This window comes from Congregibacter sp. (assembly GCF_045107095.1).
In the GTDB taxonomy this organism is placed as follows: Bacteria; Pseudomonadota; Gammaproteobacteria; order Pseudomonadales; family Halieaceae; genus Congregibacter.
Window position 1 is genome coordinate 14,120 of sequence record NZ_JBGCFU010000005.1, and the last position, 15,360, is coordinate 29,479.

The 15,360-nt window shown below is 54.4% G+C and carries 17 protein-coding genes; 13 read left to right on the top strand and 4 right to left on the bottom strand.

Annotation, left to right across the window (positions count from 1 at the left end):
• The first annotated feature begins 36 nt into the window (after positions 1-36).
• Complete coding sequence (gene gcvH, locus AB8B76_RS01305) at positions 37-432, top strand: glycine cleavage system protein GcvH (RefSeq protein WP_405269136.1); 396 nt, start codon at positions 37-39, stop codon at positions 430-432.
• Positions 433-444: 12 nt separating this feature from the next.
• Here the strand turns inward: gcvH and AB8B76_RS01310 are convergent, their stop codons facing one another.
• A complete protein-coding gene (locus AB8B76_RS01310; protein WP_405269139.1) occupies positions 445-1,101 on the bottom strand; it encodes an HAD family hydrolase in 657 nt (218 codons plus the stop codon).
• 172 nt (positions 1,102-1,273) lie between these two features.
• On the opposite strand from AB8B76_RS01310, the gene AB8B76_RS01315 reads away from it, so the two are divergent.
• Positions 1,274-1,777, top strand: a complete 504-nt coding sequence (locus AB8B76_RS01315) for an RNA pyrophosphohydrolase (RefSeq protein ID WP_405269142.1) — start codon at positions 1,274-1,276, stop codon at positions 1,775-1,777.
• Positions 1,778-1,779: 2 nt separating this feature from the next.
• Complete coding sequence (gene ptsP, locus AB8B76_RS01320; protein ID WP_405269145.1) at positions 1,780-4,050, top strand: phosphoenolpyruvate--protein phosphotransferase; 2,271 nt, start codon at positions 1,780-1,782, stop codon at positions 4,048-4,050.
• On the opposite strand, the gene AB8B76_RS01325 is transcribed toward ptsP, so the two are convergent.
• Positions 4,047-4,847 (bottom strand): NRDE family protein, encoded by an 801-nt coding sequence (locus AB8B76_RS01325; protein WP_405269148.1) that lies wholly within the window; start codon positions 4,845-4,847, stop codon positions 4,047-4,049. The genes ptsP and AB8B76_RS01325 overlap by 4 nt on opposite strands.
• Before the next feature lie 205 nt (positions 4,848-5,052).
• Between AB8B76_RS01325 and lgt the strand changes: the two genes are divergently transcribed.
• The 10 genes from lgt (at position 5,053) to AB8B76_RS01375 (ending at position 13,114) form a co-directional block, all read left to right on the top strand.
• Positions 5,053-5,856 carry a prolipoprotein diacylglyceryl transferase gene (gene lgt / locus AB8B76_RS01330; protein WP_405269150.1) on the top strand — a complete coding sequence of 268 codons (804 nt, stop codon included), beginning with the start codon at positions 5,053-5,055 and terminating at the stop codon, positions 5,854-5,856.
• A 10-nt stretch (positions 5,857-5,866) separates the two neighbouring features.
• On the top strand, positions 5,867-6,700 hold the full coding sequence (locus AB8B76_RS01335) for a thymidylate synthase (protein WP_405269153.1): 834 nt from the start codon (positions 5,867-5,869) through the stop codon (positions 6,698-6,700).
• Complete coding sequence (locus tag AB8B76_RS01340; RefSeq protein ID WP_405269156.1) at positions 6,697-7,212, top strand: dihydrofolate reductase; 516 nt, start codon at positions 6,697-6,699, stop codon at positions 7,210-7,212. Before AB8B76_RS01335 ends, AB8B76_RS01340 begins: the two co-directional genes overlap by 4 nt.
• 235 nt (positions 7,213-7,447) lie before the next feature.
• The gene (locus AB8B76_RS01345; RefSeq protein ID WP_405269159.1) at positions 7,448-8,233 is read left to right on the top strand and encodes a DUF3450 domain-containing protein; all 786 of its coding nucleotides are present in this window, start codon (positions 7,448-7,450) and stop codon (positions 8,231-8,233) included.
• A complete protein-coding gene (locus AB8B76_RS01350; protein WP_405269162.1) occupies positions 8,233-9,654 on the top strand; it encodes a MotA/TolQ/ExbB proton channel family protein in 1,422 nt (473 codons plus the stop codon). Before AB8B76_RS01345 ends, AB8B76_RS01350 begins: the two co-directional genes overlap by 1 nt.
• A gap of 17 nt (positions 9,655-9,671) precedes the next feature.
• Entirely contained in the window at positions 9,672-10,190 is a 519-nt protein-coding gene (locus AB8B76_RS01355; protein WP_405269165.1) for a MotA/TolQ/ExbB proton channel family protein, read from the top strand.
• Between the two features lie 49 nt (positions 10,191-10,239).
• Entirely contained in the window at positions 10,240-10,647 is a 408-nt protein-coding gene (locus AB8B76_RS01360; protein ID WP_405269168.1) for an ExbD/TolR family protein, read from the top strand.
• Position 10,648: 1 nt separating this feature from the next.
• Complete coding sequence (locus AB8B76_RS01365; RefSeq protein WP_405269171.1) at positions 10,649-11,071, top strand: ExbD/TolR family protein; 423 nt, start codon at positions 10,649-10,651, stop codon at positions 11,069-11,071.
• A 5-nt stretch (positions 11,072-11,076) separates the two neighbouring features.
• Positions 11,077-11,682 carry an energy transducer TonB gene (locus AB8B76_RS01370; RefSeq protein WP_405269174.1) on the top strand — a complete coding sequence of 202 codons (606 nt, stop codon included), beginning with the start codon at positions 11,077-11,079 and terminating at the stop codon, positions 11,680-11,682.
• Positions 11,683-11,764: 82 nt separating this feature from the next.
• Positions 11,765-13,114, top strand: a complete 1,350-nt coding sequence (locus AB8B76_RS01375; RefSeq protein ID WP_405269176.1) for a tetratricopeptide repeat protein — start codon at positions 11,765-11,767, stop codon at positions 13,112-13,114.
• Positions 13,115-13,303: 189 nt separating this feature from the next.
• On the opposite strand, the gene AB8B76_RS01380 is transcribed toward AB8B76_RS01375, so the two are convergent.
• Both AB8B76_RS01380 and AB8B76_RS01385 read right to left on the bottom strand, forming a co-directional pair.
• Positions 13,304-14,713: a M20/M25/M40 family metallo-hydrolase gene (locus AB8B76_RS01380; RefSeq protein WP_405269179.1), complete on the bottom strand. Its 1,410-nt coding sequence runs from the start codon at positions 14,711-14,713 to the stop codon at positions 13,304-13,306.
• Between the two features lie 87 nt (positions 14,714-14,800).
• On the bottom strand, positions 14,801-15,253 hold the full coding sequence (locus AB8B76_RS01385; RefSeq protein WP_405269182.1) for a PaaI family thioesterase: 453 nt from the start codon (positions 15,251-15,253) through the stop codon (positions 14,801-14,803).
• Between the last annotated feature and the right edge of the window lie 107 nt (positions 15,254-15,360).

Sequence of the window (15,360 nt, forward strand, 5' to 3'; positions counted from 1 at the left end):
ACGCAAAAGCAGCATTTTTAATTCAGGGGTAAGTCGATGAGTCAGGTTCTTCCAGAATTGCGGTATGCCCGCAGTCACGAGTGGGCACGGGTGGAAGATGACGGCACCGTGACCGTAGGTATTAGTGATCACGCGCAGGAGGCTCTTGGTGACGTGGTGTTTGTGGAGCTTCCCGACGAGGGTGCCGAACTTGCAGCCGGTGACGAAGCGGGTGTTGTGGAATCTGTGAAGGCGGCGTCTGATATCTATGCGCCAATCAGCGGCACCGTAGTGGCGGTAAACAGTGTGTTGGAAGATGCCCCGGAAACAGTCAACGGCGACTCCTATCACGACGGTTGGTTCTTTCGATTAAAGCCTCAGGATCTTGAAGAAGTGCAGACACTCCTTATGGATGCAGAGACCTATCAGACCCATTGCGCTGACGAGGACTAAGCTCCCTCGTTGTCAGGCGCGCAGGCTGACCTGCGGCCACCCGCGGTCTTGGGCAATTTGAGAAAGCGTGGGATCAGCATCCACAGCAACTGGGTTTTCGACCACTTCCAATAATGGGAGATCGTTGTGAGAGTCGCTGTAAAACCATGCGCCGTCCAAGCTTTCTCCTTCCTCGGTCAGCCAATCTTTTAGCCTCGTTACCTTGCCCTCGCGATAGGTGAGGGTGCCCGTGGGCCGCCCTGTCAGTACGCCGTTGGCGACCTCTACTGCGCAGCCCAATAGCTCTTCGATTCCTAACAGTCGTGCAATGGGTGCGGTCACAAATTCATTGGTAGCGGTAATGATCAGTAAACGGTCGCCCCGGGAACGATGTTTCTGGATAAGCTCCGCAGCCGCCGGCAACAAGATCGGTTCGATGCAGTCCTTGAGAAAAGAAATCTGTAACTCTCTCAGCGACTCGAGACTGCGCCCAGCAAGTGGTGCCAGGGCAAAAGCCAGGTACGCCTGTATATCCAATTCACCTCGCTGATAGTCCGCATAAAAGCCTTCGTTGGCGGCTCGGAACTGCGTTTCGTCTACCATATTCTGAGTACACAGATACTCGCCCCAGAGATGATCGCTGTCACCGGCAATGAGCGTGTTATCGAGGTCAAAGATTGCGAGAGTCATGGTCGGCCCTGTGTTTGTTGACCGCTTCGGACTGCGGTGGAGAGAGCAATAAGAGCAGGGCGAGTAGCTGCTCCAAGCACAAGGGTAACTACCTGCCAAAAGTCTAGCAATTCTCAGAAACGCTTATTTGTGGAACAATCGACGATCCCTTGTCACTCTGGACAGAGTATTCATGATCGATGCGCAGGGCTTTAGGCCCAATGTCGGTATCGTCATCACCAACGATGACGGACGACTTCTGTGGGCGCGTCGCGTGGGTGGTCGTAACGCGTGGCAGTTCCCACAGGGCGGCGTCAATGACGGCGAAAAGCCCGAAGAAGCGCTGTATCGCGAGCTTGAGGAAGAAGTCGGTTTGGGACCGGAGCATGTCGAGGTCCTCGGTTGTACCCGGGGCTGGCTGCGTTATCGCCTGCCCAAGCAATATCAGCGTAAAGGGCAGCAGCCGATGTGTATTGGCCAGAAACAGAAGTGGTATTTGCTTCGTATGCTCGCCCCAGATGACACCGTGAGTCTGTCGCACAATCCAAAACCCGAATTTGATCACTGGCAGTGGGTGTCCTACTGGTATCCCCTGAATCAGGTGGTGTATTTCAAGCGGGAAGTTTATCGGCGGGCTTTAAAAGAACTTGCGGTACCGTTGTTGGCTAGCATGCCGGCCGGCAAGCAGGATCGCTGAGCATGCTGGAAGTCCTTCGCAATATCGTTCTTGAGGTCAATGGCGCTGAGTCTCTCGATGAGGTGCTCGGAATTATTGTTTCTCGAGTTCGTATGGCCATGGGTACGGAGGTATGCAGTGTCTATATTCGAGGTCGCAACGAAACCCGCTACGTGTTCCGTGCCACTGAGGGACTCAATGCATCTCAAGTAGGTAATTTGTCGCTCGCTCCCGGTGAAGGTTTGGTGGGATTGGTTGCTGAGCGTGAGGAGCCGGTAAACCTCGAAGACGCTGAGCTTCACCCTAACTTTCAGCTACTTCCGAATATTGGCGAGGAATCGTTCCACGCTTTTCTGGGTGTGCCGATCATCCACCAGCGCGATGTGTTGGGTGTTCTGGTGGTGCAGCAGGCGCGACGGAGACGTTTTGACGAATCTGAAGAAGCCTTTCTCGTCACTATGTCTGCGCAGCTTGCGGGGGTTATTGCCCACGCTCGTGTCACGGGTGAGGTGCCGGACGAGCGCAGTCCTGAACGCGACAGCACCTACGCACGGATAAGCGGAGTGCCCGGAGCCCCCGGTATTGGCATAGGCACGGCGGTTGTTGTGTCACCCGCCGCGGACTTGTATGCGGTTCCAAGGCAGTCCAGTGACAATCGCCGAGGTGAACTTCGTGCGTTCAAGCAGGCGCTGTCGCAGGTACGTATCGATATCGAGTCGGTTGCGGAAAATTTGCGTGACAAGTTAAGTCCCGAGGATTTGGCGCTATTTGATGTGTATATCGGGATTCTTGATGACTCGAGAATCGGTGGAGAAGTCGCGTCGCTTATTAAGGCTGGGTCGTGGGCACAGGGTGCTCTGGCGGAAGTCATGATTGAGCACATCCGGCATTTTGAGGCAATGGAACACAGCTATCTCCGCGAAAGAGCTGTAGATGTCAAAGATCTCGGCGAGCGGGTGCTGGGATACTTACAAGCGGATCAACGGGAGAATCAGGAGTTTCCTGAGAAAACGATTCTTGTGAGTGAAGAGCTCACCGCCTCTATGCTTGGAGAAATACCCCGTAGTCAATTGACCGGCCTTATTTCAGTGCGAGGTTCCAGCAACTCTCACGTAGCAATTCTGGCTCGCGCTATGGGCATCCCCACCGTTATGGGTGCTGTGGATTTGCCCTACAAGCGTCTTCGCGATATGTCCGTGGTGGTCGATGGCTACAACGGGAATGTGCATCTGAATCCCACGGAGGAGGGGATCAGGCGCTTTCAGTTTATTGCTGATCAGGATGCAGAGCTCAACAAAGGCCTGGAGAGTCTCCGCGATCTACCCTGTGTAACCCTTGATGAACACCGGCTCACGTTGTGGGTTAACACCGGCTTGATGGCAGATGTTGCGCGCTCGCTTGATCGTGGCGCCGAAGGTGTGGGCCTTTATCGCACCGAAGTGCCTTTTCTTATGCGAGAGCGGTTTCCTTCTGAAGAAGAGCAGCGGCAGATATACCGGGAACAGCTTGAGGCGTTTGCACCCAGGCCGGTGACCATGCGCACTCTGGATGTTGGTGGAGACAAGGCCCTGCCGTACTTTCCCATTGACGAAGAAAATCCCTTCCTGGGTTGGCGGGGTATCCGCGTTACCCTTGACCACCCGGAGATACTTCTGGCCCAGATTCGCGCCATGCTTAAGGCCAATGAAGGGCTGGGTAATCTGCGCATCATGTTACCCATGATAAGCAATATTCCTGAGCTCGAAGAGGCTCTGGGCTTGATTCGTCGCTGTCAACGGGAGCTTGAAGAAGAGGGCCTTGCGATGCCCTTGCCGCCCATCGGAGTCATGGTTGAGGTGCCCTCGGCGGTTTACCAGGCAAGAGCGCTTGCCCGCCGCGTCGACTTTTTATCCGTGGGAAGTAACGACCTGACGCAATACCTGTTAGCCGTTGATCGGAACAATGCCCGAGTCTCGGATCTCTATCATGCCTTCCACCCTGCGCTTCTTGAGGCTTTGATTCAGGTCGCGGACGGTGCGCGGGCCGAGGGCAAGCAAGTCAGTATTTGTGGCGAGCTTGCAGGTAACCCAATGGCCGCGGTACTCCTGCTTGCAATGGGTTATGACGTGCTGTCGATGAACGCTACCAGTCTGCCCCGGGTCAAACATGCCGTTCGATCGATTACCGCCAGCGACGCGCGCTTGCTGCTTGATGAGATTCGACAGATGGACAGTGGTCAGGCAGTGGAGGAGCGTCTAAGTGCGTTTTTTCATGAGCGGGATTTACAGCAGATGGTACCGACGCCCATCGATTAGGCTGCGCCTTTGGTGTCCAGCTTAAAAGCCTCGGTCCCTACTAAGCTGCCCGCACTATTAAATCGCTGTTCCTCGAACTCCAATTCGCCCGTGAGATGGGTCCTCAGTGTTGTACAGCATCGCGTACCGTAGTGAGGCGTTACGATGAACTGCGCCGATAGTTGGCGAGCCATATCACCGCGAAGATTTTGATCGTCGAGCGCTTGCTGATCGGCAAGACTCCGATCGGCAAGGCAGCGGCGAAGTTCACTATGGTCTGGTGCCTTATTGTTTCCCGCAACGCCCTCCAAGGCGCTATGGAGTCGCTTCCGGGCGAGGTTTACTTTGGGCCAGGGTACGTCCAGTGCAGCGTTGCTAAGTCCATAGACACCGGGCACCAGTGCCCTTGGTTCCGACTTTTCAGCGGCGTTCCCATGGAGATACCAAAGGCTCTCTCTGTCACCAACCAGGAGGTTAAAGCCCTGATAGTCGTCTATGCGATCTGCTACGCTAAGGAGGTAGTCGCGGGGAGCCGCGGTGCCCGCAAGAAAGTCATGGGTGAGCTCACCTCTTGAGCGAGGCGCGCTACGCTCCTGAGCCGCGGGGTCACGGACGTTAGTGATTGCCGCAAAGCGACCGCTGCGACTGATGCCGAGCCAGGTGCCTCCGGCCTGTAGGTCCCGTCCGGCCAGAACCTGAGGTGTGTCGTTCCAATAGGCGGCCGGAGCGGCCGGGCGATCATGAAACTCATCGCGGTTAGCGGCGAGAAGCAGAGGCAATCCAGGGTGTTTTTGCCAGGCAAAAACGATCAAGCACATGACACAGTTACTCTCTTTATTTGTACATCACCCGGCGCTGCCCGATAATGCCGGTCTCGCGGCTTGCCGCCAGACCCGATGGTTAGTGTTTGTCTGCGTGGCCTTGTTTTTGCGAGCTCCTTGGAGCCGCGTTTATTGAGCATAGTACCTTGCCACCATACCTTGTTACCGTACCTTGCCCGAGCTCCCCAAAAGCGCCCACAATATGCTGACCTATCCTGAAATTGACCCCGTAGCTGTCTCCCTAGGGCCACTGCAAATTCACTGGTATGGCCTGACTTATCTGGCGGGTCTGGCCTTTGCCTGGGGCCTTGCTGCCCGGCGAAGTAAGCGCGCGGATTCACCGCTGGTTCGAGAGCAGGTGGATGATTTGTTGTTTTATGCGGCGCTGGGAGTGGTTCTTGGGGGCCGCATGGGCTACGCCATTTTTTACGGCGGAGAGCGATTGGCTCAGGATCCGACCTGGCTGCTTCGAGTGTGGGAGGGAGGCATGTCGTTTCACGGCGGTATGCTCGGGGTCATCGTGGCGACCTTCTGGTACGCCCGGCGTCAGAAAATATCCTTTGGGCCCCTATTGGATTTTGTAGCACCTTTGGCACCCTTGGGACTCGCTCTTGGCCGCGTAGGTAACTTTATCGGGCAGGAGCTTTGGGGGCGCGCCGCCGATGTCCCCTGGGCTATGGTGTTTCCCAGGGACCCTCTGCAGCTCGCCCGGCATCCATCGCAGCTTTATCAATTTGCGCTGGAGGGCATACTGCTCTTCGTTATTCTGTTTTGGTTCAGTAGCCGGCCTCGACCTACCTGGGCGGTCTCGGGTGTGTTTGCGTTAGGTTACGGCCTGCTGCGCTTCGCCGCGGAGTTTTTCCGGGAACCTGATGCGCACTTGGGAATCCAGGCCTTTGGCTGGATGACCAGGGGACAAATGCTTTGCGTGCCCATGATTTTACTGGGACTTTACATGCTCTGGTTCGCCTACCAGCGATCCGGCGCGCGCTTATCGAAAAATTGAAGGAGCGTTCATGCGGCAATATCACGATTTGCTGAGGGATATTCTAGACAACGGTGTGCGCAAGGAAGATCGCACCGGGACCGGCACGGTGTCCGTGTTTGGCCGGCAGTTCCGCCACAATCTGGCGGATGGCTTTCCCTTGCTGACCACCAAGAAAGTACATTTGCGGAGCATCATTAACGAGCTGATCTGGTTTCTGAACGGGGATACCAATGTTGCCTGGTTACAGGAGCACGGCGTCAGTATCTGGAATGAGTGGGCGACCGATACGGGCGATTTGGGTCCTGTATACGGGAAGCAGTGGCGCGCCTGGCCCACGCGCGATGGTGGCGAGATCGACCAGATCGAGTACGTTTTGGACTGCCTGAAAAACCGCCCCGACAGCCGTCGTATTTTGTTTCATGCCTGGAACGTAGAGTATCTTCCGGATGAATCCCTAAGTCCTCAGGAAAATGCTCTGGCGGGACGTATGGCGCTTCCGCCTTGTCACCTGTTGTATCAGTTCTACGTTGCCGAAGGGCGCTTATCGGCGCAGTTGTATATTCGTTCCAGTGATACCTTTCTGGGGTTGCCCTTCAATACCGCGAGTCTCGCAGTTTTGGTAATGATGCTGGCCCAGCAAAGCAATCTGGAGCCCGGAGAAATCATTGTGAGTACGGGAGACTCTCATCTGTACCTCAACCATATGGAGCAGGTAAGCGAACAGTTGAGCCGAGAGCCGCGGCCGCTACCGAAGCTGACGTTGCTGCGAAAACCCGAAAGTATCTACGACTACCGGTTTGAAGATTTTGAGCTCAGTGATTACGACCCCCATCCCGCCATACCTGCGCCGGTCTCCGTGTGAGCGATTTTCCGATTGCACTGATAGTGGCCGCAGCGGATAACGGCGTCATTGGCCGCGACAATGCGCTGCCTTGGCACCTGCCGGGAGATCTGGCGCACTTCAAGCGCACTACCATGGGCAAACCGATACTTATGGGTCGTCTTACCTACGAGTCTATTGGGAGGCCTTTGCCCGGCCGCACTAACATCGTCATTAGCCGAGATGCAGGCTACGCCGCGGAGGGCGTGCGTTGTGTAGGTAGTCTCGAGGAAGCGATTGAGCTTGCGGAAAACATCGCGCTGATTGATGGAAGTGACGAGCTTATGGTCATTGGAGGGGCGCAAATCTACGCGCTTGCTTTGCCGAGTGCGACTCGCATCTATCTGACTCGGGTGCATCTTGAGCCTCAGGGCGATGCGTTTCTGCAGGGGATCGACTGGAGCGACTGGGAGGAAGTTGCTCGTCAGGAGAACGCGGCAGAAGGCGATGTTCCTGCTCATACGTTTCTCGAATACACGCGGCGGACCCCTTGACTGTCGGCAAACCCTCCGGAAAGCGTTACCCGGAGGGTAAAAGGTGTTACTTAACTACACAGATTGAGGTATACCCAAAAATGGCAACATCAGTTGTTTGAAATAAGCCATTTTATCTGCTTATATCTCCGGCCCGGTCTACGACTAATATCAGTTGGTCCAGTCCGACATTTGGTCTCAACTGCAATCACAAAGAACAGTTCACATTTCTCTCGACACAGGAAGCACAATTCCCATGACTAGCTATCGACTGAAGAATGTGCTGCTTGTCGCTGTAGCGTCACTGTCCGCCCTAGTGGGTCTGGCAGCGTCTGCGCAGACAAGCACACTCGACAACATACTCGAGGTCAGCGCCCAGAAAACAACGGCGGCCCGCGAGTCCCAGGCGAAGGTAGATCGTCTTGCAGACGAAACCCGCAATCTGCTCGACGACTACAAAACAGTCATGAAGCAGATCGACGGTCTGCGCGTCTACAACGCACGTCTCCAACGTCAGATCGACAATCAGGTGCGCCGCATTTCGGACATCGATGAGTCGATTGACCAGGTAACGATCATTCAGCGCCAGATGACGCCTTTGGTCATTCGCATGATCGACGGTCTGGAGCAGTTCGTTGAGATGGACGTGCCCTTCAACCTTGAAGAGCGTCGTCAGCGTATCGAATTCCTTAAAACCAACGTCGATCGATCTGATTTGACCGTTGCGGAGAAATTCCGTCAGGTGCTGGAGGCTTACAACATTGAGCTACAGTATGGACGCGGTTTTGAGACTTACACCGACACAATCGATCTTGGCACCGGCCCGCGCGACGTGGACTTCCTGCGTATCGGCCGTATCGCCCTGGTTTACCAAACATCTGATGGTGCTGAAGCCGGCGCTTGGAACAATACGACTCGCAGCTGGGAGCCCCTGAGCTCGGGCGACTATTCGGCGGCCATCCGCAAGGGTGTTCGTATCGCCAAGAAAACGGCCACTATCGAACTTCTTAACATGCCCATCGCAGCACCGGAGGCGCAATAATGAAATCGCTTAACAATATGGTTTCCGCTCTGGTTTTGGGCGGTTTGGTCGCGATGAGCAGTTCCGTCATTGCGCAGGACGAGGCAGCTCCTGCCGAACCAGCACCTGATCTGCGCGCAGAAGCGGCAGCGAACATGAGCCAGCTGCTTGATTTCGTAAAGCAGGGCCAGGTTACCGATGCCAAGGCAAATCGTGATCGTGAGGCGCGCTTCGCCGCGGCTAAAGCTGATCAAGAGCAGATGTTGAAAGATGCTGAAGCTGAGCGTACTCGTGAAGAGCGTCGCTCTGCACAGCTCGAAGACACATTTGAAGCAAATGAACTTCTCGTTGCCGACAAGCAAGAGCAGTTGCGTGAGCGTCTTGGTGCTTTGACTGAACTGTTTGGACACCTGACGGCAGCTTCTGGTGACCTCAAGTCCAACCTTGATGTGTCTCTGGTTTCTTCTCAGTACCCGGATCGCGGTCTTTTCCTCCAAGACCTTATCGACAAGATGAGCACCTCGGACCGTCTGCCAAGCATCGAAGAAATCGAGCGTGTTTGGTATGAAATGCTCCGTGAGATCACCGAGACCGGTAAAGTCGTTTCGTTCACGACTGAAGTAGCAACTGCCTCGGGTGAGCGCGCGCCGCGTGACGTCGTACGAATCGGTGCTTTCAATGTTATCGACACGGAAGGTAACTACCTGGCATACGCCAACGAGAGCCTTGCCGTGCTGCCACGTCAGCCTGCTGGAAACTACACTGGCTGGGCTAGTGAACTGGCTAACGCATCGGGTGGCATGCATCAGTTTGGTATTGACCCCACAGGCCCTACCGGCGGCTCCTTCCTCGCGGCGATCATTGATAGCCCGAACCTGGAAGAGCGCTGGCATCAGGGTGGCTACGTGGGCTACGCAATTACCGCTGTTGGTATCTTTGCCTTCCTCCTTGCAATCCTTCGTGTACTTGTCCTCACGGGCGTGAGCGCCAAGGTGAGCAAGCAGCTCAAGTCTGACAAGGCTATGGATAACAACCCACTGGGTCGCGTCCTGAAGGTCCACGAAGACAACCCAAGCATGGATCTCGAGACCCTCGAGCTGAAGATGTCCGAAGCCGTTATGCGGGAGACACCAAAACTCGAGTCAGGTCTGACACTGCTCAAGATCATCGCAGCCGTAGCGCCTCTTATGGGACTGCTGGGTACGGTGACCGGTATGATCGTCACCTTCCAGGCCATCACCATCTTTGGTGCGGGCGATCCGAAGGCTATGGCCGGCGGTATTTCCGGTGCACTGATCACCACGGTACTCGGTCTGCTGGTTGCGATCCCCACGGTTCTGCTGCACACGCTGGTTAATGGTCGCGCTCAGCGCATCATCCACGTGTTGACTGAGCAGGCGACGGGTATCGTTGCTACGCACTCCGAAGCCAGCTCCAAGTAAGCGGGAGGCTGCTAAGCATGGGAGGCTTCCTAGAAACCATTCTCGCCTTTATGGATAAAGGCGGGAATGTGCTCTGGCTCATCGCGATTCTGGTCTTCGTTATGTGGACCTTGATCTTTGAGCGACTGTGGTTCTTTAGCTTTGTTTGGCGCAAAGAAGTCTTTGAGACTATCAATGCATGGGAGTCGCGCCCGGAGCGCAAGTCCTGGAATGCCAAACAAATCAGAAGCCAGTTGCTCTCGGTCAGTCGTGAAGATATTCACGCCAACCTTAACGTCATCACAACGCTAGTGGCGCTCTGTCCACTGCTAGGTCTGCTCGGTACTGTAACGGGCATGATCGAGGTGTTTAACGTGATGGCGGTTACCGGTGGTGGTGATGCCAAATCAATGGCTGGTGGTGTTGAAAGAGCGACTATCCCGACGATGGCGGGAATGGTGGCAGCGCTTTCCGGTTTGTTTGCCAACACCTACATACAGCGTATCGCCGATCGCGAGCAGGAATTGCTCGAAGACCAGCTGACGTCTGATCACTGATTCTCGGATCGTAGGTCCGTAGTAACAGGCACGAACAGGTATTTAATACATGCGCAAACTTGTTAAGAAGCAGGAAGATGAAGGAGCTGAGATTGATCTCACGCCCATGTTGGACGTGGTATTCATCATGCTCATCTTCTTCATCGTTGTCGCTTCGTTCATTAAAGAAGCGGGTATCGAAATTAATCGTCCCGATAACACTAACTCAGATCCTTCCGACGCCAGCAGTATTCTGGTGCAGATCCAGTCTGATGATCAGATTTGGATGGAGAATCGCCGGGTAGATGCTCGCGCTGTTCGAGCTAACATTCAGCGGCTTTTGGCCGCAGACCCGGAGCAGGCGGTGAGTATCAAAGTGGATAAAGGCGCGAGAGCCAATACTGTCGTTGATGTCGCTGACGCGGCGCGCGAGGCAGGGGCCGGAGCGGTTAACTGGGCCAGCGGGGAGCGTAAGTAATATGAGCTTGCAAGAGAGCGCTGCCAAACGAAAAGCTGCTGACGGTGAAGCCGGTCAAATTGACCTGACGCCCATGTTGGACGTCGTCTTCATCATGCTGATCTTTTTTATCGTGACTTCTTCGTTCGTTAAAGAGCCCGGTATTGAGATTTTCAAACCTCAGGCCACTACAACCCTTGCCTGTGAGCGCGGAACGATTATTTTCGCGGTTGATAGTAAGGGAGATATCTACTACAACAAGAATAAGGTGCCTTTAGAGCGTGCCTCCCAGATGGTGGAGATTGCCAAAAAGGAAGCTCCTCAGGCAAACATGGTGATCCAGGTAGATCAGGATACGCCGGCCTATGTGGTCGAGGACCTGTATGACGCGGTTCGTGATCAGCTGACGTCGCCACCCTGTATCTCTACGGATGACGAGGCATAATCGTTATGGGCAATTCATTTGTACGAGCGTTTGTTGGTGCACTGGTAGCAATACCTGTGGCATTTGGGCTCTTCTTCTTGATGCAGAGCCTCATCGACAAAGACTACGAGCAGACTGATACCAAGGGTCGCAAGATCGCTGACATCGTCGTTCCCGAACGTGAAATCGAAGTGAACACGAAGGAAGTGAAGCCTGAGAAGGTGGAAGACCCAGAAGAGCCACCACCTGAGCTACAGCCTCTTGAGTTGGACTTTGATACCGATCTGGATGTCGCCAACATTGCTCCTAACGCCGGTGTACAGGTAGAGATCAGCAGCAGCGGCATGTCTTCTGGTGATGGTGAATACCTGCCTATCGTGAAGGTTGCGCCGATTTATCCACGACGTGCGCAGACTCGGGGACTTACGGGTTACTGCATCGTCGAATATACAGTGACCAAGAGTGGCTCTATTCGTGATCCCATTCCGGTAGATTGCGCGCCTTCCGGTGTATTTGAGCGTGCATCCGTAAAGGCTGCAGAGAAGTTTAAGTACAAGCCTCGTGTCGTAGATGGCGAAGCGATCGAAGTAGCGGGTGTACAGAACAAGTTTACCTACGAGCTTGAACAGTAGGCGGCAACTAGAATCTCAGGTGCTTTCCTAAGCACCTAAGATCCAGAGAGCTTAGTACGAAGAACAAACCAAAGGCATGTGTATGAACTTTACGAAGCGCGCGATGAATGTTGGAGTAAGAAGTTTTCTTCTGGCACTTCCGGTTGTGGCCGCACAGATAGTGGTTTCGCAGACCGGACTCGGGCCCGCTCTGAGCGGTATTGCTCAGGCACAGGCGCAGGACGCGCAGCCCAAGAAAGAACAAGAAACCCGACGAACACCCGCTCTGCGTAATAAGGTTTACGAGAAGCTTGCGGAGGCTCAGACTGCTGCGGAAGCTAAAGATCTTGCGACGGCCGCAAAAGTCCTTGACGCGATGCTTGCGGGTCGTCGAGACAACGAGCTCAACAGTTATGAACTTGCGAACGTGTACAACCTTTACGCGTTCATTCACTACTCGAAAGAAGACTACACTTCCGCGCTGCAATCCTACGAGAACGTGATTAAACAGCCTGATATTCCGTTGGCGATGGAGATCAATACCCGATTTACGGTAGCGCAGCTGTACTTTGTTCAAGAGCGTTGGGCCGACGGTATCGATGCGCTGCAGAAGTGGTTTGATATGACCGAAACCCCTAATGCTACCGCTTACGTGTTGATGGCGCAGGGTTATTACCAGCTCAAGGATTACGACAAGGCCTTGCAGAACATCAATGTCGCGATCGATGACTTCGATGCGAAGGGCAAGATTCCAAAGGAGCAGTGGTACAACCTGGCTCGCTTTCTCTACGCTGAAAAGAACATGACCAACGAAGCTGTGGCGACTTTGCAACAGCTCGTTACTTACTATCCCAAGAAGCAGTACTGGGTTCAGCTGAGTTTTATGTATTCAGAGATGAACGAGGAGGCTCTCCAGCTTGGTGCAATGGAGACTGCCTACGTACAGAACATGCTTGAGAAGGATGGTGAGTATCGCAACATTGCTTCTCTATTCCTTAATGCTGAAGTGCCTTACAAGGCATCCGTTGTTCTTCAGGAAGGTCTGGAGCAGGAGATTGTTCAGGACAATTCCAAGAACTGGGAGCTGTTAGCAGGTGCGCTTCGGCAAGCACAGGAAGTCGACGATGCGATTCCTGCGATGGAGAAAGCGGCGTCAATGTCAGATGATGGGGACCTTTATGCCCGTCTAGGCAACATTTATCTCGATGCAGATCAGAACGAAAACGCGATCGAAGCGATCAACAAGGGTTTGAATCGTGGCGGCGTAAAGCGTGCGGACAATGCCCGTCTGGTTTTGGGAATGGCTTACTTCAACACCAAGCAATACGCTAAAGCGCGGGATGCTTTCCGTGCCGCAGCTCGAGATGAGCGTTCCAAGAAGTATGCTGACCAGTGGATAGCGTACATGAGCTCAGAGCTTGCACGGCAAAAGAGCTTGGCCGCTGAGGGCTAAACACCCCGGCACTGCCTGAATAACCCACCCTTAGCGGTGGGTTTTTTGTGTCTGTAGACTCGACATTAGTGCTCTACATCAGTGCTCTACATCAGTGCTCGGCATCCGTGCTCCCTGCTTAGCAGCGCGGCGTCTTGCCGGGGCTAAAAAGCCCCGGGTTTTGTTTTAGCGATCGTTTCTGAGCTTCAGTTAAGGCGCTTTGAAACGAAGGTCGGTATCTGCCGCCAACCAGGCGAAGACTGCGAATGCGGCGACGTTCTGATCGAGATCGTGAGGATTGATTTTATCCAGCGTATCATCCGCGGTGTGGTGCAGATCGAAGTAGTCGTTACCATCCTGATTCAGTCGTAGTGAGGGCATTCCTGCTCGCACCAGGGGCGTCAGGTCAGGGCCAGCACCTGGTGAGTCACTGCTTCCGGGAGCTACGCCGATAGGTGCCAGTAATTCAGCCATCTTATCTACTAAGGGCTGAGCTTCTTCGCTTACCTGTGAGTTAAGTTGCCAGATTTTTCCCGCGCCAAAATCGCTTTCGGTGCCGATGATTTGCTTATCCAAATCCTTTTTGTGGCGCTCGAGATAAGCGAAACCGCCTAACAAACCTACTTCTTCAGCCCCCCACAGTATGAGGCGAATACTTCGCTTGGGACGCTTTCCACTATCGAGGATTAGCTTGGCGGCTGCCGTGGCGATGCCAATACCTGCACCATCGTCGATGGCACCGGTACCAAGATCCCAGCTGTCCAAGTGCCCGCCAATAATGACAACTTCCTCTGGGCGTTCACTACCACGAATATCGACGATCACATTACCGGTATCACTTTCACCGGTAAACGTTGGTTGAACGTTAAATCTGACACGCATGGTCTGGCCTCGAGCATGTATGCGCTCGAGTTGATCCGCGTCGGGGTTAGAGAGTGCCGCGGCGGGAATTTTTTCTATTTCCGGATCGTAGCGCATGGACCCGGTGTGCGGCATACGATGGGAGTCAGTGCCAATGGAGCGGATAAGTATCGCGACCGCGCCTTTACTGGCGGCGATGCTTGCACCAGAGCGCCGGAGACGGCCATGAAAACCATAGGAAGACCCATCCTGGGTTTTCTGCATGGCATGGGACACAAAGGCAATTTTGCCCGTGAGGCTTCCGGGAGCTGCGGTTTCAAGGTCAGCGAGGGTGGGGAAGACGACGATATCTGCCTCTATGCCGGCCTCTGGTGTTGCCACGGATCCGCCCAAAGTAGTGAATGAGAGGGGCTGGGGGAATGGAGCAAGGAGTTCGGCGCTCTCAAAGCCGCGCTCCCAGCCCTGTATGGTGAAGTGTTCAATGCGTACGTTCTCAAAGCCCAGCTCGTCGAGCTTGGCAACTGCCCAGGCTCGTGCGCGCGCTTCTGCTTCGGTGCCCGCAAGACGGGGGCCTACTTCTGTGGTGAGCGATTCTACGATGTTGTAAGCCATGGAGCCCTGCATCGCAGTGTCTCGCAGCGCTTTCGCATGCTCAATGCTGCCTTCGCTAAGGCCTAGCTCGCTATCCTGTGCCAGTGCGGTGCCCGACAATGCAAGCAAGAGAATTGTTTTGACTGAAACTGTAATCAATTTGTTCATGGATACTTTCCTCATAGTTCTGTTTGACCGTGCCATGCTGGGTGAATCTCACAGTTCATTGCTCTAATTCTGTATTGGCCCTCAAGCCTACTTCGAGACTCCGCGTATACCGATGCGGACAACCCCCGTTGCATGAACTCTCGGCTCGCCGTCAGGGTTGAAAACCGTCGCCTCGGCGAACAGGTTCTTGCCAATACGGCTAGTGGCACGAGCGGTGACGTAAAAGCCGTCTTTTTCCACAGGGAGGGTGAGATCAATCTGCAAGTTACGCGTTGCAAAGTAGCCCATATCGGCAAAGGGTATGCCCGTGAGGCCAAGCATAATATCAAGCACCCCAGAGGTTACTGCGCCGTTTACAAACTCCTGGCCTATCCCGCCAAGATGGTAGGACTCGATGTTGCGCACGTCACCGCGCGGTTGTTCCGGGTTTGTGAGGTCTACTATAAGGCCGAGACGACGGACAAACTCCTTCTCATTGAAGAGCGTCTCCACTGCCCGCCAGTCTCCCTGACTAACAAGCGAACCCATTGATGTAGACATATAACGTCCTTTTCTTATCTTGCTGCGCCATAAAAAAAGCCCCGTTACCGGGGCTTCTGATTCAGTTCAAACGAACTGAATGGGGTGTTCGTAGTACTGCGTCAGAC